Raw genomic sequence first — 22,716 nt, 5'->3', positions numbered from 1 at the left:
CCGGTCGCTCCCGTTGCTCCCGTTACTCCGGACGTCCCGGTTGTTCCGGTTACGCCTGTTGCACCTGTAACCCCTGTGACTCCGGTCGCTCCCGTTGCTCCCGTTACTCCGGACGTCCCGGTTGTTCCGGTTACGCCTGTTGCACCTGTTGCACCTGTAACCCCTGTGGCTCCGGTCGTTCCCGTTGCTCCCGTTACTCCGGACGTCCCGGTTGTTCCGGTTACGCCTGTCGCACCTGTAACCCCTGTGGCTCCGGTCGTTCCCGTTACGCCTGTCGCACCTGTAACACCAGTGACTCCGGTCGTCCCCGTTACGCCTGTCGCACCTGTAATACCAGTGACTCCGGTCGTCCCTGTTACTCCCGTTGCGCCTGTATCTCCAGTGACTCCTGTTGCTCCCGTCAATCCGCTTGCACCTGTAACACCAGTATCTCCAGTCGCCCCTGTTACGCCTGTTGCACCTGTAGCCCCAGTAACTCCGGTCGTTCCTGTAAGTCCTGTCGCTCCCGTATCTCCAGTAACTCCGGTCGTCCCCGTTACGCCTGTCGCACCTGTAGCCCCAGTGACCCCAGTCGTTCCTGTGATTCCCGTACTACCGATGACACCTGTGGCTCCAGTAGACCCTGTCTCTCCCGTACTCCCAGTAACTCCCGTCACTCCAGTAGACCCTGTCTCTCCCGTACTCCCAGTAACTCCCGTCACTCCAGTAGACCCTGTCTCTCCCGTACTCCCGGTGACACCCGTGGCTCCAGTAGACCCTGTTTCTCCCGTGCTCCCGGTAACACCCGTCACTCCGGTAAGCCCTGTCTCTCCTGTGGTCCCCGTACTTCCAGTAGCGCCCGTGACTCCTGTCACTCCGGTAGACCCTGTCTCCCCCGTACTCCCAGTAACACCGGTCTCTCCCGTCGATCCCGTAGTTCCTCCAGGAGGACCAGTAACTCCTGTCAGTCCTGTAACACCTGTAACCCCTGTAGGACCAGTTGTTCCCGCAACCCCTGCTGTCCCTGTAGCTCCAGTCGCACCCGTTACCCCGACTAGACCGGGGTTCGCTCCTAACAATTCCTCAGACACCAAACGATGTGCCGTTACCAGTTGACCGTTCTGGTTTTTCCCCCATACGGAAATCTGAACTTCATCCTCCGTATCATCACCTGTGATAAATATAAACTCAAATGCATCCAAATCTGCATAATAGTCATTTGTTATAATCTGGTTAGGCAAAACATTAAACAATTCCTCAACGTATAGTGTGCGAACACCATTCAAATAATAGCCTTGAACCAGAACGGTAGAGAAACTAGTGAGACTCCAATTGTCTAATTTCACTGTAATTCTCTGTGTAGGACGCTCGCCGCTTCCCACCACTATATTATTTTCTATTGGCCCTGTTGATAAAACAGCCATCCTGCGATGCCCCCTTCTCCTGCCTCCATCACCAAATCAAGATTGTCTTCTATAAATATGCATATTGAACTGTAAACGTGAAGTTGCCCTCTTGCCTTTTTGGAATGGACTGAAAGGAGATCGAATAGATATCCACCACACCAAAAGGAGAATATACAAAAAAAGCTGCCGCTTCGTTTCTGCGGCAACCTTATTATTCTTTAGCTCATCTAGACGGATTGGGAAGGGTCAGTTCTTCCGCCCAAGCTTGCAGCTTTGCCTTTGTCCATCCTTCGTTTTCACCCATGATGGAGTACCGCAAGCCATTCTCACTCCATGATATGTTCCGAATGCTCTTCATATATGAACCCTCGGTGTTACGAACCTTAATCTCGGCTTCATCCGGTATTAGTGTATCGTCCACATTTTCTTCCGGCATCTTGAATACCGTCAGGCTGACTTCTACCTTGTCGTTACTTACATAATACAAGGTTACTTCATCTCTGCTCAGCTCACCGCGCGATGTAGACATTTCGATCCGTGATAGTTCGAATTCTCCACTCATGTCCTGTAGGAACGGCTGTTCCAACGCTTTTTCCGCTTCCTCTAGGGTCACTTCGGAATTCTGCATCATATCGTCCAAGTCCTTCACATCGACCTCCTTAGGGATGTCAATTACGAAAGTATCCTTTGTGAATTCAGGGTCATACTGAATCGGATCATAGACCATTTCTGATTTTCCATCCCCATACGCGCTGTTTACTTTGACAATCATCCACGTTTTGGGATCTACCCAATACTCTGAAGATATGGAGAATGCGCCTTCTTCTTTTGGTGTCAATTCAATATGAATGACGTCCTGTCCATGAAGTTTCTCCTGTCCCATCATATTCACATCATGCGTAGTACGTAACCGCTCTAGTTGATCGAGCAATATTTGCTTCTGGGTTTGATTAGGTTGTTGTGACACGGATGATGCATCCATGGAATATGCTGCCCCTGTTTCTTTTTCATATATGATGATCTTCTTTCCATCATTAACTGCGTAACTGACATTGCCATTCTCTGATGTTTCCGTGCGCTTTCGTCCAGTTTCACCATCTACCCATTCCTTAATTTGCATCGTGTTAGTCAGCTTGTCATCCGCCCATATCTTCATCACACCTTCCGCATAATACGAGGCGGGTTCTGTTTCTGCTGAGACAACCTTCTCAATCATCTCATCTCCTGACATAGCCAGCATATCCTTCTCCGCGCAACCTCCAAGCAGGGCGCCTGCCAACACAGCAGTACCAAGCATCATCCATCCTTTTTTCATCATCTTATCCACCCTCTCTGCGTTTACATTCTCCATGTTCAGGCAATCGGCATGCTGCCAGCGTTCCATATCCTTCGTATGACCACATGCGCATATCCCCTCCGTGCTTTATTGCAACCCGTTTGGCTATACTCAATCCCAATCCCGAACCACCTGCATATGTCTTCTCCTCCTGATTCTGGTGTTGAACATATGGTTCGAAAATACGAATGAGCTGTTCCTCAGGAATAGCAGGACCTTCGTTTTGTACTATGATCAATGTTGCTCCCGCCCTGTAGTTATCCAATTCAGCTCTAAGCGAAGGAATAATCCATTCAGGAAGCTCCCAATCTGAAGCAATAACCCCTAGTCCCATTACACCGTTCGTCCTTGTGTGGCGTAGTGCATTATTTATCAGATTATCTGTCAGGCGCATCAGTTGTTCGGGATGAACTCGGTACAGTTGATCTGTGCGGACATCCATCTTCACGTCAATCTGACTACGCTCGGCAAGTCCCTCATAGCTCCCAAGCAGCATATCAAAAAACTCTCCACCTTCCACCTTAACCATGGCCATCTCCGATTCACTGGAACCCAGCGCCGTATACATCTCAAGTTCACTAATCATCTGTTTCATCCGCTCCACATTTCCGAGCAGCACATCCTGATATTCCTGCCTTTCAAGGCGTTTCAGTTGACGATCACCGTTAAGCACTTCCGTATAGGCACTAATGGACATCAACGGTGTTTTCAGATCATGGGATAACGAGGCGATCATGAGCTCTTTTTCTTTTTGCTCCCTCTCCACATCGGCCTGAGTATGTCTGATCTTGTCTTGCATTGCATCAAACTGTTGGAGCAAGATGCCCATTTCATCATGACGAACAGGTACCACATCCGTAGCAGCCTCTCCCCGTGCAAAAGCATCCATTCGTTCTATGAGATATTTCATCGGCCGAAAGAGCTTTCGGGATAGCAACCACAGCACTGTTCCGTATAACAGGATAAAGAAAGTAGCAGCGAGACCCATGACCCAGGTAGTCCGCAAGGATATGCCTTCCAGCCAATCTCCACGCAGCATGACGATTTCGTAAATGCCGACCAACTCACCTTTTTCCCATACGGGTTTCTTCAACGAGAATGTACGATGACGAATCTGTAAGTTGTACAAATTACGATACAGCTCCGCCCCCCCAACGGTGTAAGCTCCAGCAGACCATGTACTCCCCTCTGATGTGTACATCCGAATCCCTGTTGGTAAATACAGAGCAAAGTTCACCCGACCATTCTCCAATTCAGAGAGTGCAGCGAAAGCATCAGGCGAGTGCAGCTGGTACAGTCCCGGGTCAGATAAAGCCAGTTCAATAGGAACCAATTGTCCGGACAACTCCACATATTCCGTTACGGCACGCTGATCATTGTAATAGTTATACAGGGAGTACAGCGCCCACCCAGCAGCGACAGGTAGCAGCATTACAATGAGGAAGGCAAGCATTAACCAGTACTTCAACTTCATTCCTCAGGCTCCCCCACGAACCGGTAACCACTGCCCCACACCGTCTGAATCCAGCGTGGATGATGTGGCTCGTCACCAATCTTGGCCCGAAGGCTCTTCACATGAACTGTGACTGTACTCGAGTTCCCCGCCTCTGGCTGACTCCAGACATGTTCATACAGTTCCGCCTTGGTAAACACCCGGCCAGGATGAGAAGCAAGCAGTATGAGCAAAGCCCATTCCTTGTTGGTTAGTGCCACATGTTCTCCATGAACCTGTGCGCGCTGATTCAAATAATCAATCGATAACCCATCGTTATACTGTCTATCTGTCGAATCCGGCTCTACGCCCTGATATCTGCGGTACCTATTCAGATGAGATTTAATGCGAGCTGTAAGTTCCGTTAGACTGAAGGGCTTCGTAATATAATCGTCAGCTCCCAGCCCAAGCCCCCTGACTTTGCTCTCTTCCTCGATTCGAGCACTCATCATGAGCAGCGGAACATCGCTGATCAGTCTAATGTTTTTGCATACCGTGAACCCATCCATTTCCGGTAGCATCAGATCCAACAAGACTAATTGATAGGTTCCCTCCCTAAAGTCTTCCCAGCTCTCCAAACCGCTTGATGCCCAAGTTACCCCATAACCCTCATGACGTAGATGATCTCTCAAAATACGGGCAATCTCCGGATCATCCTCCACCAGCAATATATTCTCGCTGTCTCTCATCGCTGCTTCATCCTCCCATGACTATATTGTAGCTAAGAAAAGTTGACTCTCCTCAGAGTTTATACTTTCTTCATAAATGTCCATTAAGATCGTTATCTAATGCATGCAAAAAGAGCACCCCGATTGTTCAGGACGCCCAGGTAATATTCACAATCTTAATCCTAAGTTATAGCTCCTAGAAAAGGAAACACCTCACAACTCATAGAAAATACGCTCATTTTGCACATAAGGTCGGCAATACTTGCTGCATAGCTTCGGCATGCGATCTTTCATCCATTCGTGCCTCGACTCATTCGCCATCTGAAAGGAATAATAACCCAGTGTAAAGATCAACATAAATCCTTCCATTAATCGGATATCACGATCCGTCAGTGGTGCGATCTGTTGGGTATAACCGGATAAAAATATGTCACGTTCCTCCCGATTGAACATAAGTGCTGCCCCTCCGGCATCAAAAAGATAATAACCATAACCGTGTAGACAAAAGTCAATCATGGAAATCCCCTGCTCCGTTATCAGCAGATTGTTGCGAGTAATATCCCCATGAATGATCCCCCATGTCCCTGCGTGATGCGGGTATGTTTCTAACTGCTCATTAATGTTCTCAAACGTCTCACGAAGCAGATCAAAGTCTTCCGTTGTAAAAATCCCCAGTCGGACACCTTCCTCTAGCTGCCCTAGCATGACCAAGTTCTCATGGCTATTGCCATATGCCGGCCGCACCTTTGTTCGATCTGTCTGATTCTGCTCACGCCCATATTGATGAAGCATCTGCAGTTGTGCCCCCAGATCATAGATCTGCTCTGTTGTCAGGCGTTCTCCCTGCTGGATGTCCCTTCCCTCAATCCACTCCAGTACTGTACAGCAGATTTCTTTACCTGCCTCACTTGTCCATACCGTGACCCAGTCTCCCGATACATTCCGTACCGGATGCTGCACGCGCAATGCTGTCGTTGCGTTTAACTCATGAAGCAGGTTCATCTCTGCCTCCAGCGCAGGAAGCGTATGCTGAATGCCAGTCATACTTGCATATGCGGCTTGATGGATACGTAGCAGATACTTCTGCCCGCTTGCTTCATCAATGACATGATACGTCAGATTCTCATTATGACGAATATATGAAACGACAGGTTTTTCAATAGTGTAGTTCTGTATAATCTGAGCTGCCATATGGTCGTAAGACATCTGATCCGTAGTGATTATTAACATCTCCTTCGAAGTCATGTAAACGTTCTCTTATCACTAAATATCGTAGCATGATTGCTTTACGCACAGCAAATTCTTCCAAAATAAAATTAAAAAAGCACAACCCCCGAACAACCGTCCAGGCATTGTGCTTTCTTTTGTCTCTATTATTTCTTAATCTCTTTGTCTATTACTCTATGTTACACTCCATGATCCAATTAACCGAAACGACCCATAATGTATTCTTGCGTCAGACGATTGTCCGGGTTCGTGAAAATATGCTCTGTATCCCCGTGCTCAATCATGCTTCCCAGATAGAAATAAGCTGTATAATCCGAGATGCGTGCCGCCTGCTGCATGTTATGGGTAACAATAACAATACGTAGCTCCTTCTTGAGCTCGGTAATCAACTCTTCAACTTTACCCGTAGATACCGGGTCAAGTGCAGATGCCGGCTCATCGAGCAACAGAATCTGTGGTTCAACAGATAAAGCGCGAGCGATACATAGGCGCTGCTGTTGTCCGCCAGAGAGAGACAGAGCTGACTCATGCAGTCTGTCTTTTACTTCGTCCCAGAGCGCAGCACGACGCAAGCTTTTTTCCACAATTTCATCCAGTGCCTTCTTACTCTTCGTACCACGGTAGCGGGGGCCAAACGCGATATTGTTGTAGATGGATTTATGAAAAGGATTTGGCTTCTGCCACACCATGCCAATCTTCTGGCGAAGCTTGATTACATCGGTTCCAGGCTCATTCAGGTCGTTACCGTCCATCCAGATATGTCCCTCTGTACGGGAACCGGCAATCTCGTCGTTCATTCGGTTCAGCGACCGGAGGAACGTGGATTTACCGCAACCAGACGGTCCAATAAGAGCCGTTACGCTTGCTTCAGGAAACGTCAGGCTAATCTGCTTGACCGCCTGGAAATGTCCATAATATATGCTTAACTGTTCCGTACCAAAAGGTATGGCCATGTTGGTTCCTCCTTATTTCGAAGCTGTCATGCGGCGGAATACAACCCGACCGATCCAGCGTGCACTTAGATTGAACGCCAGCACGAGAATGACAAGCACGGCGGATGCCCCTGCTGCCACTTCTTTGGAATCTGGCCCAATACCTTCACTATTTACTTTCCAGATATGGACAGCAAGTGTCTCTGCCGGACGGAAAGGATTAAGCGGTGATCTTGGACTCGTCGGATTCCAATCTGTAAAGTCCAATGGTGGACTACTCATACCTGCGGTGAACATCAGCGCTGCTGCTTCACCAAAGATCCGGCCCGATGCCAGGATCGTACCCGTAATCAAGCTCGGCAATGCCACAGGCAGTAGAATGGAAGTGATAATCTTCCACTTGGACAGTCCAAGCGCCAGACCTGCTTCTTTCTGTTCCTTCGGAACGGCACGGAAGGCCTGCTCCGTAGTCCGCACCATCAGTGGCAAGTTAAAGATCGCCAGAGCCAAGGCACCCGAGATCAGGGAGAAACCAAGACCAAATTGATTTACTAGCAGCAAGAGACCAAACAAACCGATAACGATGGATGGGAATGATGACAATACTTCAACGACCAGACGAATGAAGCTGGTAATCTTGCCTGGTTTGGCGTATTCCGCCATGTAAATCCCGCCGCCCCATCCGAGTGGAATGGTAACAAGCAGGGTCAGAACAAGCAAGAATACGGAGTTGAAGAGCTGTGGACCAATCCCGCCGCCACCCTTAAGCAACTGTGGTGCACTTGTAAGGAAGTTCCAGCTAATATGTCCAATGCCTCTATACATGATGAAGCCAAGCAGACCGAGCAATAGAATAACAATGAACAGGGCTAGTACAACGATAACGGATGTTGCAATTTTATCTACCGTCTTTGCCTTCATTTTCATACCCGGTTTCTCCTTTCAAGCAGGCGAACCAGAATGACGAAGACAAATGTCATCACCAACAGGACAAGCGCCATACTCCACAGTGCATTGTTATGAACAGAACCCATCGTGGTGTTACCCATGCTGAGTGTAATTACACTTGTTAATGTTGAAGCCGATTCAAGCAAGGATGTTGGAACATGCGGTGCATTACCGATAACCATCTGCACAGCAAGTGCCTCACCAAAAGCACGGGCCATACCCAAAACGACACCTGTCAACAGAGCTGGCAAAGTCGTTGGAATAATGACACGGTAGATGGTTTGCCAGCGAGTGGCACCCAGTGCATAGGAGGATTCACGCAATCCTTTTGGCAATGCGGACAATGCATCCGCCATAATACTTGTCACCGTAGGAAGAATCATTACCGCGAGAACAAGACATCCGGCTGCAATCCCGACGCCTGTTCCACCAAAGATACTGCGCAACAAAGGTACGATGACACTCAGACCGATAAATCCGTACACAACGGATGGAATTCCGGACAAGAGCTCAATCGCAGGCTGCAAGATCTTTTTGCCTTTACCCGGGACAATCTCTGTCATGAAGAGCGCTGCACACAGGCCAAGCGGACTTGCGATCAATGCTGCAAGCAAGGTTGTAATGAAAGAACCTGTGATGAACGGTAATGCCCCGTAGAACGCAGGTTCTCCGGTCGGATTCCACGTCTTTCCACCAAGGAATTCGCTGATGCTTATTCCATTTTGGAAAAATGTGGATAGTCCCTTAGACGCTACAAAATAAACAATGGAAAACATGACAACGATCAGGAAAACGACACAAATCGACGTATAGATCCGTCCCGTCCACTCTTCCCAATAATGTTTCTCTTTTAAGGGCCGGCGCGGTTTCAACTTGTTATTCATTACCGTTCCCCCTTCGGTCTGTTCCATAACAACCATCCTTCTATAGTAGAATTAATGCAAAATATGGGATTATTTTAGAGCAAACCGCGTAAAGAGGCGGGACCTTAGTCCGCCTCTTTCGCTGTATGCGCAAGTTCAAAGATTACTCAACCACATTACCTGCTGCATCGCGTTTTACTTTCATACCTGACATTGGAATGTATCCAAGTTCTGTCACGTCGTTTTGTTGAATTTCGTCACTCAAGATGTAATCCAAGAATGCTTTTGTTGCTGCATCAGGCTCACCTTTTGTGTACATGTGCTCGTAAGCCCACACTGGATAAGTTCCTGCTTCTACGTTCTCAACTGTTGCTTCTACACCTTCGTATTTCAACACTTGCAAGCTGTCATCCAAGTAAGACAAGGCGAGGTAACCAATAGCACCTGGCGTTTCAGATACCAATTTTTTTACGTTACCAGAAGAATCTTCTTGAATCGAACCTTGGATATCACCCATTTTTGCACCCAATGCATACTTCTCAAAAGTTGCACGGGTACCGGAACTGCTCGGACGGTTTACAATAACAATTGCTTTATCCGCGCCGCCAACGTCTTTCCAGTTTGTTACTTTACCGGAGAAGATGTCGACCAGTTGTTGCTTCGTCAAATCTTCTACACCTGCATCTTTGTTGCTAACTGGCGCCATAGCTACTACTGCTACTTGATGGTCAACCAGTTCTTTTACTTTGGCTTCGTCCTCCAGTTTCTCTTCTGCAAATACATCAGAGTTACCGATTGTAGCTTGTCCGTCAGATACTTGTGTCAAACCAGTACCACTACCGCCACCTTGAACTTGAACCGTTACGTTCTTATATTCATCAACTGCCATAAATTTCTGTCCAGCTTGTTCTACCAGAGGTAGCAATGCTGTCGATCCGACTGCCAGAATGTTACCGCTAAGCTCAGTAGCAGCTTCTCCTGATCCATTGCTTGCGGCACCCTCTGTACCAGCGTCATTTTTCGATCCGCATGCTGCGAGTACCAGTACGAACGTTAAGGTCATCAAAATAAACGGCAACTTTTTAAACATGTTTTGTTTTCCTCCCCCAATGTAGTGATGGCGTTTTGTGAATTTGTTTGTTCACCATCAACTCTTTACTCATTGTAGTTTCGGTATGTCATCTTAAAATCAGTGTTTTGTAAACGCAATGTTAAAAATATCGGCAGCATTTTGAAATATTTGGGATTTAATCTATCGCTGAAGAGGTCGTTTCGGGAACGGACGTTGTTTCAATCGCTGTTATCCCCGGATTTATATGATTTACTTTTTTCAAGGAATACATCCGGGGATAAAGGCGAACGCTTCGCTTTTCCACAATCGTTCCGTTCCCTGCGCTGTGTCAGCGCTCGTTGGATCTCAGGCATTTCAATCTCCTGCCTGGGAAGTAGGCAAAAAAGGCCAGCCCTATAAAAGGCTGGCCTTGTGTAAATACTTAATGTAGATATTGAATCAATCCGTCAACTGCCTCACAGCCAGTGCATGGCACCAGGTGGTTAGAGAATTTATGCAGATTTCATAGTTGTTAAGGCTTTTTTATCTGACGGGTCGCTTGAATTACTTTTTGGTTGATATACAGGTTTCTTTAACAATCCAATCATACAAGCTGTAATGATGGAACCAACTAAAATACAGACAATATACAATAATGGATTACTTGCCGCAATGGGAATAACAAAGATTCCACCGTGAGGAGCTTGTAACGAAATACCTAGAGCCATGCACATTCCTCCACCAATCGCTGCACCTACAATATTGGATGGAATAACTCGCAAGGGATCATTTGCGGCAAACGGAATCGCGGCTTCTGTAATAAACGACGCACCCATAATATAAGCGGCTTTGCCTGCATTACGTTCTTCGATTGAAAATTTATTCTTAAATAATGTTGTAGCTAATGCAATACCCAGTGGCGGAACCATACCTCCAACCATCAGAGCAGCAGAAGGTTCAAAGATTTGATTGGCGAACATCGCCAGTCCAAATGCAGATGCTGTTTTATTAATCGGCCCTCCCATATCAGATGCCATCATTCCTGCCAGAAGTGCTCCTAATAAAATAGCATTAGAACCTGTTAAACCATTTAGCCAACCTTGTAACGACTCATTGATCCAAGCCATCGGACTGTTGATGACAAAATACATAATCAAGGCGGTTATAAATGAACCTACTAATGGCAAGATCAGCACAGGTGACAGGCTTTGCAGTGAGTCAGGAATGCCTTTGACTAATTTTTTCAGAGCTATGATCGTATAACCGGCGATAAATCCAGCCAGCATACCTCCCAAAAAGCCGGAACCTCCAATAGTCGCCAGCATACCTCCAATCATACCAGGTGCCAATCCTGGACGGTCAGCAATACTATACGCAATATACCCTGCTAATACAGGAACCATCAATGCAAAAGCAGCACTACCCCCTGCTGTACTTAAAAAAGCGGCGAAAGCATTATAGTCCGGGCTATTTGGGTCAGCCGCATGAATACCAAACATAAACGAAAGCGCAATCAATATACCGCCTGCCACTACAAAAGGAATCATAAAGGATACACCATTCATAATATGTCTGTATATTTTTGGCTGCTTTAAACGTGTTTTTTCTTTTGCTTCTTTAAGATTACTGTTGCCTTGATTCAAAACGACACCTTTTCCAGCAATCGCATCTTCAATTAACTCTTGTGCATGATGAACTCCATTTTTGACAGAGGTTTTGATCACTGGACGATCGCCAAAAACATCCATATCGACTTTGACATCTGCCGCCACAATAATACCATCAGCTTCAGCAATATCTTCAGGAGTCAATTGATTTCCAACACCTGTTGATCCATTGGTTTGCACTTTAATGTGTACACCGAGTTCCTTGGCCGCATTTTTCAATGCTTCCGCGGCCATAAACGTATGGGCAATTCCTGTAGGACAGCCTGTAACTCCAACCACTTTTTTGCCAGCATACTTTTTAGGACTATGAAGTGCCTGCGCATCTTGCTCTTCTGCCTGTTCAAATAAACGGACAATCTCTTCTTGATCTCGAGCAAGGATAAGTTTTGCTCTAAATAGTTCATCCATCAAAAAGGTCGAAATTTTGGATAATGTTTGCAAATGCTCTGATGAAGAGCTTTGATCGACTGCAATCATAAAAAATAAATTACATGATTCGGTACTATATTTAATACCGCTTAATGATCTGCCCATAATAATGGCAGGGGACTGTACTCCAGTAGACTTGGCATGTGGAATGGCTATTCCGAATCCCACTTCTGTAGGAACCTGTTCTTCACGTGCCCAGATATCTTTTTTAAATTGCTCAATATCGCTTAAATAGCCGTTATCGTTTAACTTTTGCGACAATTCATCTATTAATTCGGCTTTGGTCGTAGCGGTGACATCTAATATGATATTTTCTGGTTTTAAGACATTAGAAATCTTCATTATGGATCTCTCCTCTTAAATTTCTCCCAGTTTATAAAGGGATGCTTTACCTGTAGAACCGAACAGATCCATTTTTTTCTTCACCAGTTCTGTTGCCGCTTTGGTCGCCTCAGGCATCAGTTGATCCGGTTCATATGCTTTCGGATTCGCATCGAGTGTCGCTCTTAATTGGTTGTAGAATGCTCGCTTCATATCGGTTGATAAATTGATCTTCGCTATCCCATGCTTCACTGCTTCTCTAATCTCTTCATCAGGATTATCTGATCCACCATGCAGCACTAACGGAATTTTTACTTTTTCATGAATTTGTTTCAAACGATCGATTTTGATCGAATGATCTTTGGATTGAGGATAAATACCATGTGAAGTACCTACAGCGACAGCAAGTGTATCGATACCTGTTTGTTCTACAAAAATCGCCGCTTCTTCTGGATTCGTATACAAAATCTCGTCAGCCCCACCTTCCGAGCTACCTTCATTACTCCCAATCGTGCCTAGTTCACCTTCTACAGATACATCGACCAGATGAGCCAGTTCAACCGCTTCCTTGGTTGCCGCAATATTCTCCTCAAAAGGTAAATGAGATGCATCCATCATGACTGATGTATACCCATTGCGAATCGAACGCGTAATATCTTTGATCGTCGCTCCATGATCCAGATGAATAACAAACGGTACTTTGGACTTGGATGCCGCTTCTCGCACATAGGCTATAAACCCATCAGTGACTAGATCAATTTCATTCGGGTGAATCTGCATAATTGCAGGCGAATTCTGCTCCTCTGCGGCTGTAATGACCACTTTGACGAACTCGCTATTGGCTACATTAAATGATCCGACTGCAAATTTATTTTCATACGCTACTTTAAGTAAATCTTTCATATTAATTAACATTTGAATTCCTCCTAGATTTATTTGGAAGACCAGACTTCCAAAAATTCATCGTAATTGGTGATATGGAGTAGTTTTTCTGTCATATTGGTCTGTTTAAACACATCGTAAATTTCTTCGAAAAATTTGGTGTTATTCACCTTCTGATTTTTCGGCGGAATAAACAGAAAAATGATCTGCGCCATCTGATCACCCCATAGCATTTTCTGCTTATTAATCGCTACCAGTACACGTAGTTTTTTGTTATCTCCACAATCAAATGGATGGGGCATCGCGACCAAATTCCCAATATTGGTACTCGACATTTTTTCTCTTTCCACAATACTGGTATATAAATGCTGAATATCGCCTAGTTCTGTAAGTTTTTTTAACAAATCAATTGGATTGTCTTCATTTAGGAAAAAAACATCATCTGGTGATAAATAATATTTGAGTAGTCCACGATTTAACTGAATCGAAATATTCTTCATATCATCACTTGTAATCATTTCACTTACCAGAATGATATTTTGTACATTTAACTGCTGTTGTTCCGCAATCTCGCTCGTTGTGATAATCGTTTCAATTTCTTCGGGAAGAAGATGTATTTCATGATTAGCTAATAGACTATCGATTCTAATATTCGGAAAATAGAGATTAATCTTACGCTCCAATAGCTTGCCGACTAATAGATTTTTGCCATAAATAATTGCAATCCGTTTTCTGTTATCTTGAGAGTTCTCAATAATGCCCATTATGTGTAACGTCAAGTAACCGATTTCATTTTCGGGTATTTTGATATTTAAGCAAAATTGCAATTCTTTTGCCAACACAACTGCGACATTATAAGCATTGGTATATTCTGATTTTATTTGAGCAATAAAAGGATTTTCGACAGGGAAATAATACTTTAATGGGTATAATGATTTGGTAATATGAGCTAATAATCGATCAAGTAACTCTTGGTTTTTGTAGCTGATGAATCCATATTGCTCTCCAACTTTTTGGATCACTGATTTGATTTTTTGTTCCATTTCATTCACGTGTTCATGCCCGATTTCTTCATTTTTTTTAGGTAAGATCTGCAATGCGATCAGCAGGTAACCTAAATACTGATACTCATATTCATCAAAAGGGATATCCATTTCTTGAGCCAGACGGATCAGAATAGATTGGGCTATTTTTAATTCTTCAAAGCTTGTATGATCCAACCTCATATCCTGTTCAGTTATTTTTTGTGTAAGACTTACTCGTTTAAGACTGATCAAAACATTCACACAGATCGAGAATAATTCTTGAAAACTTAGCAATAAATTATACTTGGCAACCTCTTCTTCAATACAAGCGTAGATAAAATGAATAGAAGATTCGTTGAACCAATCGCCAAAATAGTATTGCAGTGCTTCGTCTATCGGCATGTGTTTGAGACAATCGGTAGTGACTAGTTTTTTGAGCAAAATCCGTTTCTCAACTTCGCTTCCTTTAAGCCGGATACCTTGGAAGATAATCGCTTCAATTTCGATGTTCTGCTTTTCTGCTTGAATCGTTTGCACTAATTTTTGCACGTCTTTACGGATCGTTTGAGTCGAAAAATAAAGCGTTCTAGCCAGATCCTCATACGTAATAAAATCAGTCTGCGATAACAGTGCTTTGATAATATGAAATGCTCTTTCTTCGTCATCATCTTCATTTTTATACAGGCTGGATAAATCCCCGACTAACTTGTATCCTTTGCGAGTATTGCCAATAATCATTGCTTTATCTAGATAATTTTCATTCATTTCTTTGATGTCATTGCGAATCGTTCTAGTCGTTACATCAAATAGATTAGCTAATTCGCTTCCACTCACAAAATCATGCTCAGATTGTTTTAAATGCTCTAATAGCTTAATGTAACGTTTTCTCATTTGGCTTTCCTCCTTACACACATACTAATGCAAGCGCTTTATATCCACCAAGCCTATACTCTTTCCTAATAGTTAGGAAGTGATCGTGTATTCGTTTATGATACCCACTTTTTTTAAATTCTAAGTTAGTATTCTATTTAAGAATCGTTTGGTAAGGAAAACAGAACAAAAAAAACCAACCTTCTAAAAAGGTTGGTTTGTGTGTATAGTACCACTACATCCATAACAATAAGCGCGATCCTTACAACACTACCTACTCCAGACACTTAAGGGTCTGTGCTAGTTGAAAATGTAATTACGATTGTACTAACCTATAATCCAGAGCCACAACGCCAATCCGGCCAACGTGATCAACAATGTCGGGATCGTGAGGACGATACCTGCTTTGAAATAATACCCCCATGTGATCTTCACACCTTTACGGGATAACACGTGCAGCCACAGCAATGTGGCAAGTGATCCAATCGGGGTCATTTTGGGACCCAGGTCGGAACCAATGACATTGGCATAGATCAATGCTTCCTGAATGATACCTTCGGTATGCGCGCCCTGTATGGCTAGCAGATTAATCAACACGGTCGGCAGATTGTTCATCACCGATGATAATACAGCAGCGATGATGCCCATCCCGAGCGAAGCAGCCAACAGACCATGCTCTGCTATGGCATCCAGCCAGCGGCTCAGGTGATCCGTTAACCCTGCATTACGCAGTCCATATACGACGATATACATGCCAACCGAAAACACCACAATCGACCATGGCGCTTCCTTAATTACCCGTTTCAGATCAACAGCCTCACTCTTGCGTGCCAGTAAAGCGAACAGCAACGCAACGGAGCCAACGATAACCGACACGGGAATTGGCAGAAACTCACTGGATGCATAGGCAACCAATAACAGCCCAAGCATGAACCAGGCGATTCGGAACATCCGTGGATCACGGATCGCTTCCTTCGGGTCACGTGCCGCGGAGATGTCGTAGCGAAGGGGTATGCTTTTGCGATAAAACAAAAACAGCATCCCCGTACTCGCTACGATTGAGAACAGATTGGGCACAACCATGCGTACCGCATACTCCACAAATGTAATACCAAAGAAATCGGCCGATACAATGTTAACCAGATTGCTGACGACCAGCGGTAACGATGTGGTATCGGCGATAAATCCACTCGCCATCACAAAAGCCAGCACCATGCGCTCATCAAACTTCAATGCACGCACCATCGCCAGCACAATTGGCGTCAGAATGAGCGCCGCACCATCATTCGCGAACAAGGCAGACACCGCGGCTCCCAGCAGAATGGAGTAGAGGAACAGTCTGCGACCGTCTCCTCCGGCCAGCCTAGCCATATGAAGGGCTGCCCATTCGAAGAAACCCGTCTCGTCGAGAATGAGAGAAATCATAATAATGCCGACAAAGGCCAGCGTTGCATTCCATACAATGGATGCCACATCCGAGGCATCGTTCAAGCTGACAACTCCACATAGCAGGGCAAGCAATGCCCCACCCGAGGCAGTCCAACCGATACCCAATCCACGAGGTTGCCAGATTACCAAGGTGATCGTCACTACAAAAATCAGTATTGCTACGTATACCATAGAGCCTCCTGCTGTACCCTGTATCAATATATTATTTATATGCGCGGAATGACCAGACGATATATTTATACAGGGCTACAGGAACATTGTCTATCTTTATTTTCTTCTATTATAAAATGTGTGGTAAATTGTGGTGTTGAAATGCTAGGATTTACTCTTTGCCCTTATCTTTCGGTGTATCCTCTACCATCTTGAACATGCCAAGCAGTCCTTGTAATTGTTCCGCCATGCTATTCAGATGTGCCGAGGATGATGCAATCTCTTCTACCGATGCCAGTTGTTCTTGCGAAGATGCCGACACGGATTCTGTATTTGCAGCCGATTCCTGGGTCACATTCGAAATATCACTCATCGCCTTGGCAACGTGGGAAGCCCCACTCTCCAGTTGTTTCGTTGTTGCGGACAAGTCATCCAATGTATGAACCGCATCTTCCACTGCCTCCCGAATCTGAGCAAAAGATTGCCCTGACGTATTCACGGCCTGAATTCCTTCTCCTACCCGAGTCTGAGCCGCATTCATGGCGATTAGAGCGGCATCCATGTCCTGACGGATATTATGAACCACCTCACCAATCTGCGCTGCCGAACTTCCGGATTCCTCTGCCAGTTTGCGTACCTCACCGGCTACAACTGCAAACCCACGACCCGCATCCCCCGCTCTTGCCGCTTCAATAGAAGCATTTAATGCGAGCAAGTTCGTTTGTTTGGAGATGGATGCAATGACGTCAACCATGCTACCAATCTCAACGGAACGTGCATTCAGAGATTGAACCACCGTCCCAAGCTGCTCCACCGTTTCCTGGATACTGTTCATCTGCTCCACAGCCTGTCCTGCTGCCTCATTACCAGAAGAAGCCGCTCCGGACGTATGCCGCATATTTGCCGTAATCGATTGCACACGCTCTGACATCATTCGAACATCTTCTGCCATTCGGCTCATCTGTCCCGATCCGTCTTTCACGCTGTTTACCTGCTGCTCTGCACCTTCAGCCAGTTCCTGAATGGCCTGTGTTGAATGTTCAATCGCTTTGGTGGTTTGTTCTGCACTGGCAGACAACTCTTGAGAAGAAGCAGATACCTGCTCTGTTGTTTCCTGTACGCCCAGAATCATCATTCGAAGGTTATCGACCATACGTTCAAAATACTTCGCAAGTTCTCCGACTTCATCTTTACGTCCTGTTTCCATTTTCACGGTCAAGTCACCTTTACTCACGGCTCTCGCTGATTCCTGCAGACGCTTGATTGGGCGCAGCATGGAGCGTGTAAACCAGATAATAAAGAGGAGCGTAAGGAACGTAGCCGCCAGAATAACAATAAATGTGGCCATGCGAATATCCTTACTCGCATTGGTTATTTCACTCTTGAACATCGTGCCGGCAATTTTCCAGCCCGTTGCTTCATTTGTTGAGAAAATCATCATCTTCGGCTGATCGTTGTACACGTAATCGAATTGACCTTCTTGACTCTGATACATCTCATCAAGGGTGCCGCTCGTTTCCGGCGTACCTGCATCTGCTACAGGGGATACGACATAGTTTTTGTTTGCATCCATAATAATGACGTAGCCTTCTTTGCCCACCTTAATGGATGCCTGCTCTTGCAGGTCTGTCAGGTCCAGAGATAAACCGATGACACCGGATTGATCCTTTAATGTTTTGGAGATAAACACAACTGCAACACCATCGGTATTAACAGACACCGCTGATACAACAGCTGTACCTGGCTTTTCCATCGCTAGTTTGTACCACTCCCGCTCCCTAGGATCATAAGCATCTCCCCGTGTGCTGCTCGCTGTTGGTTTACCTCGAACCATGACTCCGTCTGTTGTTCCTACAAAAATATTCATGGCATCGGGATGCAAGCCCAGATATTGCTCCAGTTTCAACTGAAGCTCGGGACTATCGTTCTCCCCTTTGATCAGGCTCGGATCAAGAGCATCCGCGAAATAGTTAATGTCATGAATCTTGTAATTCACTTGGCTTTCTACAATGGTATTGGCAGTGCTCACACTTTGCATGGCACTATCCACTAATTGTCCTTGTACGCCATCTTCAGCCATCGTTAGTGTGATTAAGCCGACTGCCAAGCTTGGCAGGAGTAGAACGGCCAGGAAGGAGACCAATAGTTTGTTCCTTATATTCCAGACAAAACCTTTCTTTTTCTTCTTTTTATTTTGACTATGTTTTGGTTTGGCAGGTTTCGCTGCTTTCATTGGTTTATTATCCTGAGTTTCACTCATGTCTTTCTCCCCCTCAAAATGTAAAAATGCCCTCTTTCTTTGTATGTATGGATCAATCTAAAGGCTTATCTTATATATCGGCTAAATGAGGGTATTTATTTGAGAGAAAAATGTGCAGGCACGCCAAACAAGCCACCTCTGATCAGAAGCGACTTGTACAAGGTACAGGTTACTAATTATTCCATGAAATAGATGAAGTATTAGAGTACGGACCGCCTGGGGGTTGTGCCGAGGGTTTACCAAAATAGTAGCCCTGTGCAAGCTCAATACCTATGGAACGACAGAATTCAAACTCTTCCATCCGTTCGATCCCCTCGGCAAGGACTTGCCCTCCAAATCGACTCGACATCTCAACAATGTGAAGAATTTTCTCTTGTTTGGTCGAATCCTGATCACAACGGTCAATAAGACTTCGATCTATTTTGACAAAATCCGGTTCTAACCGATTCATCAGCTCTATTGTCGAATATCCGGCACCCACATCATCCAGTGCAACCGACATTCCACGGGAACGATATACCTCAAATATTTGCTGCAAGATGGGCATATGATGAATCTGCTCTGTTTCCACGACTTCAAACACAAAATCTTTGGGGTCCAGCGAAAGGCGTTCAATCGCTTCAAACGTATGTGTCAGACAATATTCGGGATTGTATATGGAGGAAGGCAGGAAATTGACGAAGCGTTTGACACCATGCGGCAGAAAAAGGGCACTGGTCTCAATAGCAGTAATACGCGCCAATCGATCCAGAAAAGAATGTAGTCCGGTCTCACGCGCAACTTCAAATAATTCATAGGAACTGAAGGATTTTCCATTCTCAGCAGGACGAAGCAAAAACTCATATCCGATAATCTGCTCCGATGCATCAACGATGGGTTGCATATGACTGCTGAATTGATGCTCCAGAATAATGGAAACAAGCTCCGCATGTTTGAAACGGGACTCCTGCATGGTTAGACTAATCCAGCTTTCTTCATTAACCTGTTCGTAAATAGGCATAATTTGAACAGTTAGGGAATCACGTAATGTCGGATCAATTTCGCCGATCTCTTTTATTAAATTCTGAACCGTCTCAAGATTCGAAAAATCCATCCACATCATGTCATCCGACGTCTCGATAAGTCTTCCCGGCGTTTGTAGCGCTTCCAGCAAAGCGGGGGAAATGGGACGCAAGTACAAGGTACCTTGGCCCTCTATAGGATAGATTGGACTGCAGCCACTGCAATTCATGTAGGACCCCCCTTGCCAATTTAGATTCCATGTCCATTAATGTTCACTTGTATATACCCAAAGTTTGTAAATATTATATCATGGGTCTTAAAATTAATCTCTACTGTTTTGATGACTTCCTGTATGACGGTTCTTGGAACAAATATATTCAAATTTGCAGAAAAAAAGACCGACAGTCTGATGACTGTCGGTCTCCCTCAACTTATTAAACTTTAGAAGCGGGAATCACGATTTTCTGTCCAACTTTCAGGTTATGCACATTTGAGATTTGGTTAGCTGTCGCAAGCTTGCGCCAGTCTACACCATATTTCAAACCTATGCGGTACAAGTTATCGCCTTTTTTCACCACATATACCACTTTGCCGCCCGCTGGTTTCTCAGGCTGTGGCTTGGTCGTTGGTTTGGTTGGAGTAGTCGGCTCCGTAGGTTTAGTTGGCTTTGTAGGTGTTGGAGCAGGCTCCGTACCTGGTTTCGGAGTTGTTGTTGCTTCTCCAGTCAATTTCATGCCGTATTCAGCAAAACCATCATCATTTGTACCAATGAAAGACATCGCCGGGTTTGCTTCAACCAGATCTTTTGCATCCGGGGAAGAAGCAAACACAACTTCAAGATCGTTCAGCGCTGCTGCGGTTAACCCAGCAGATGGCTTAATTGGTGCCAGGGACCAGTTACCGTCCGCTGCCGGATTAATCGTTTTATTCTCACGGATGTAGTCGATGATCACTTGACGGTTCTCATCCGGTGCAGCCAGAACGATACGTTTACCGTCCGGGTTAGCCAGCTTGGACGAAGAAGCACGGTAGTTATTTGTCGCTACGATGAATTTTTGCGCTGGGTCAATCGGTTTACCGTTAAAACTCAGATCCTTGATCCGGCTTGCCGATGCATTTACAACGGTTGCTTTGCCGTCATACTTGGCTGGTTGTGTCACATCAATCTGATACGTTACACCATCGATAACATCGAAGTTGTACGTTGGGAAGTCATTGTTGATCAGTTGTTGTTGTCCACCTTTAGCCGGGTCGATCTGGTTGAACTGACCTGCAGACCATTCCAGCCATTCTTTCAGTTCTGCGCCGTTAACCATTACAGCATGTACCGTATTTGGATACACGTACAGGTCAGCAACGTTTTTGATGGCAATGGTGCCTTTAGGAATATTCGTGTAATACGAAGCGCCTGAACGTCCACCGGCTTTGAACGGTGCACCTGCGGACAATACAGGGATTTTCTCATATTCCGTACCTTGCATATGTTTTTCGACATACCATTTCTGTGCATTCGTTACGATCTGAATGGATGGATCATCCTGAACCAGAGCGAAGAAGCTGTTGATGGGTGCAGTCGTTTCGCCCACCGGACCACGAACATACTCCAATGTACCTTCATGCTCTTCATGAACCGCATCAATGATATCCTGATCAGCCTCTACCAGTGGTTTTTTGTTGGCTGTGTCATAGATTGGGCGTGCTTCCGTTTTGGAATCGACCACTTTCCATTTGCCATCCACTTGTTCTAGATCCAGATCAATAATCCCCAGGTGATCCCCCCAGAATCCTGGCTCTACAGCAGGAACGCCGTTAATGGTGCCCTTCTCCAGGTCTACCCCTTTTTTGCCGGAAAAATCAGCACTTGGGAACACTTTGTGGGCATGTCCAAACAGAATAGCATTAATGCCTTCAACTTGGCTCAGATACAGAACGGAGTTCTCCATCAGATCCGTTTGAGGAATTTCCTCAAATCCGGAGTGAGGAATAGCTACAATAATGTCGGCACCTTTGGCTTTCATTTCAGGAATGAATTTTTTCGCAGTAGCAATAATGTCTTTGGCGATGACCTTACCTTCAAGGTTGGCACTGTCCCACTGCATGATTTGTGGCGGTACAAATCCGATCACACCTACTTTGATCGTATGTTCTTTGCCAGTCTCATCCGTTACTTTTTTATCCAAAATCTCATATGGTGTGAAATAGTTCTTGTCATTTGTCTCATCATCATCACCATCGTCTACATAGACATTGGCATTAATGTAAGGGAAGTTTGCTCCCTCCAGCGTCATGTCCAAGAAGTCCAGACCATAGTTGAATTCATGGTTACCGATGTTACCTGCATCATAATCGAGCAGATTCATCGCTTTATATACAGGGTGAGTCTCACCCTTTTTCAGTGGATCAATTTTCGCAGAGTAGTCTCCCAGCGGATTCCCCTGAATCAGATCCCCATTATCAAACAGCAGGCTGTTCTTCTCCTCGTCACGGGCTTTCTTAATCAGTGTAGCTGTTTTGGCGAGTCCATACTGGTCTGTCTCTTTGTCGGAATAGTAGTCATAGTTAACCAGGTTGGTATGAATGTCTGTGGTTTCCATGATCCGCAGTTTAACTTTGGCAGCATCCGCAGCCGACACAGGTACCGGAAATACCGCAAGCACGTTTAATGCAACCAAAGCGGCAGTCAGGCTTGATAATACTTTTTTTCTCATTTTCAAAATAACCCCTCCCGGTTATGTACATTGAATCATGCATTAATGGGC

General features: G+C 45.3%; 16 protein-coding genes. All 16 read right to left on the bottom strand.

The window, feature by feature from the left end; genetic code table 11:
* Positions 1–1,403, bottom strand: a 1,403-nt coding sequence (locus C170_RS28230; protein WP_036616789.1) for a collagen-like protein, incomplete at its 3' end; no start/stop codon positions are given.
* Between the two features lie 205 nt (positions 1,404–1,608).
* Positions 1,609–2,703: a LolA family protein gene (locus C170_RS28225; protein WP_036616787.1), complete on the bottom strand. Its 1,095-nt coding sequence runs from the start codon at positions 2,701–2,703 to the stop codon at positions 1,609–1,611.
* 1 nt (position 2,704) lies between these two features.
* Entirely contained in the window at positions 2,705–4,195 is a 1,491-nt protein-coding gene (locus tag C170_RS28220) for a sensor histidine kinase (protein WP_036616784.1), read from the bottom strand.
* Complete coding sequence (locus C170_RS28215) at positions 4,192–4,902, bottom strand: response regulator transcription factor (protein ID WP_036616782.1); 711 nt, start codon at positions 4,900–4,902, stop codon at positions 4,192–4,194. The genes C170_RS28220 and C170_RS28215 overlap by 4 nt, the downstream gene beginning before the upstream one ends.
* A 192-nt stretch (positions 4,903–5,094) precedes the next feature.
* Positions 5,095–6,126 carry a phosphotransferase enzyme family protein gene (locus tag C170_RS28210; protein WP_051447447.1) on the bottom strand — a complete coding sequence of 344 codons (1,032 nt, stop codon included), beginning with the start codon at positions 6,124–6,126 and terminating at the stop codon, positions 5,095–5,097.
* A gap of 179 nt (positions 6,127–6,305) precedes the next feature.
* The gene (gene pstB, locus C170_RS28205; RefSeq protein ID WP_036616781.1) at positions 6,306–7,061 is read right to left on the bottom strand and encodes a phosphate ABC transporter ATP-binding protein PstB; all 756 of its coding nucleotides are present in this window, start codon (positions 7,059–7,061) and stop codon (positions 6,306–6,308) included.
* Positions 7,062–7,073: 12 nt separating this feature from the next.
* Positions 7,074–7,961, bottom strand: coding sequence for a phosphate ABC transporter permease PstA (pstA, locus tag C170_RS28200; protein ID WP_036616846.1), 888 nt, complete (start codon positions 7,959–7,961; stop codon positions 7,074–7,076).
* Positions 7,962–7,963: 2 nt separating this feature from the next.
* On the bottom strand, positions 7,964–8,899 hold the full coding sequence (gene pstC, locus C170_RS28195; RefSeq protein WP_017690972.1) for a phosphate ABC transporter permease subunit PstC: 936 nt from the start codon (positions 8,897–8,899) through the stop codon (positions 7,964–7,966).
* Between the two features lie 115 nt (positions 8,900–9,014).
* Entirely contained in the window at positions 9,015–9,941 is a 927-nt protein-coding gene (locus C170_RS28190; protein WP_036616779.1) for a phosphate ABC transporter substrate-binding protein PstS family protein, read from the bottom strand.
* Positions 9,942–10,414: 473 nt separating this feature from the next.
* The gene (locus C170_RS28185) at positions 10,415–12,340 is read right to left on the bottom strand and encodes a PTS fructose transporter subunit IIABC (RefSeq protein WP_051447446.1); all 1,926 of its coding nucleotides are present in this window, start codon (positions 12,338–12,340) and stop codon (positions 10,415–10,417) included.
* A gap of 15 nt (positions 12,341–12,355) precedes the next feature.
* Complete coding sequence (locus C170_RS28180) at positions 12,356–13,234, bottom strand: ketose-bisphosphate aldolase (RefSeq protein ID WP_036616777.1); 879 nt, start codon at positions 13,232–13,234, stop codon at positions 12,356–12,358.
* A 17-nt stretch (positions 13,235–13,251) separates the two neighbouring features.
* On the bottom strand, positions 13,252–15,117 hold the full coding sequence (locus C170_RS28175) for a BglG family transcription antiterminator (RefSeq protein WP_036616775.1): 1,866 nt from the start codon (positions 15,115–15,117) through the stop codon (positions 13,252–13,254).
* 306 nt (positions 15,118–15,423) lie between these two features.
* Positions 15,424–16,716, bottom strand: coding sequence for an arsenic transporter (locus C170_RS28170; protein WP_036616772.1), 1,293 nt, complete (start codon positions 16,714–16,716; stop codon positions 15,424–15,426).
* A gap of 151 nt (positions 16,717–16,867) precedes the next feature.
* Positions 16,868–18,955, bottom strand: a complete 2,088-nt coding sequence (locus tag C170_RS28165; RefSeq protein ID WP_036616771.1) for a methyl-accepting chemotaxis protein — start codon at positions 18,953–18,955, stop codon at positions 16,868–16,870.
* Between the two features lie 172 nt (positions 18,956–19,127).
* Positions 19,128–20,186: an EAL domain-containing protein gene (locus tag C170_RS28160; protein WP_036616769.1), complete on the bottom strand. Its 1,059-nt coding sequence runs from the start codon at positions 20,184–20,186 to the stop codon at positions 19,128–19,130.
* A gap of 205 nt (positions 20,187–20,391) precedes the next feature.
* Complete coding sequence (locus C170_RS28155; protein ID WP_081746072.1) at positions 20,392–22,671, bottom strand: bifunctional 2',3'-cyclic-nucleotide 2'-phosphodiesterase/3'-nucleotidase; 2,280 nt, start codon at positions 22,669–22,671, stop codon at positions 20,392–20,394.
* Positions 22,672–22,716 lie beyond the last annotated feature (45 nt).

Origin of the sequence: Paenibacillus sp. FSL H7-689 (assembly GCF_000517905.1) — a bacterium.
GTDB classification, from domain to species: domain Bacteria; phylum Bacillota; class Bacilli; order Paenibacillales; family Paenibacillaceae; genus Paenibacillus; species Paenibacillus amylolyticus.
This window is presented reverse-complemented; position numbering and strand designations above follow the sequence as displayed.

Coding starts and splice junctions, on each gene's coding strand:
- C170_RS28190 (WP_036616779.1), bottom strand. CDS start 9,941: ATGTTTAAAAAGTTGCCGTTTATTTTGATGACCTTAACGTTCGTACTG.
- C170_RS28210 (WP_051447447.1), bottom strand. CDS start 6,126: ATGACTTCGAAGGAGATGTTAATAATCACTACGGATCAGATGTCTTAC.
- pstC (WP_017690972.1), bottom strand. CDS start 8,899: ATGGAACAGACCGAAGGGGGAACGGTAATGAATAACAAGTTGAAACCG.
- C170_RS28160 (WP_036616769.1), bottom strand. CDS start 20,186: ATGAATTGCAGTGGCTGCAGTCCAATCTATCCTATAGAGGGCCAAGGT.
- C170_RS28165 (WP_036616771.1), bottom strand. CDS start 18,955: ATGAGTGAAACTCAGGATAATAAACCAATGAAAGCAGCGAAACCTGCC.
- C170_RS28175 (WP_036616775.1), bottom strand. CDS start 15,117: ATGAGAAAACGTTACATTAAGCTATTAGAGCATTTAAAACAATCTGAG.
- C170_RS28225 (WP_036616787.1), bottom strand. CDS start 2,703: ATGATGAAAAAAGGATGGATGATGCTTGGTACTGCTGTGTTGGCAGGC.
- C170_RS28215 (WP_036616782.1), bottom strand. CDS start 4,902: ATGAGAGACAGCGAGAATATATTGCTGGTGGAGGATGATCCGGAGATT.
- pstB (WP_036616781.1), bottom strand. CDS start 7,061: ATGGCCATACCTTTTGGTACGGAACAGTTAAGCATATATTATGGACAT.
- pstA (WP_036616846.1), bottom strand. CDS start 7,961: ATGAAGGCAAAGACGGTAGATAAAATTGCAACATCCGTTATCGTTGTA.
- C170_RS28185 (WP_051447446.1), bottom strand. CDS start 12,340: ATGAAGATTTCTAATGTCTTAAAACCAGAAAATATCATATTAGATGTC.
- C170_RS28170 (WP_036616772.1), bottom strand. CDS start 16,716: ATGGTATACGTAGCAATACTGATTTTTGTAGTGACGATCACCTTGGTA.
- C170_RS28220 (WP_036616784.1), bottom strand. CDS start 4,195: ATGAAGTTGAAGTACTGGTTAATGCTTGCCTTCCTCATTGTAATGCTG.
- C170_RS28180 (WP_036616777.1), bottom strand. CDS start 13,234: ATGTTAATTAATATGAAAGATTTACTTAAAGTAGCGTATGAAAATAAA.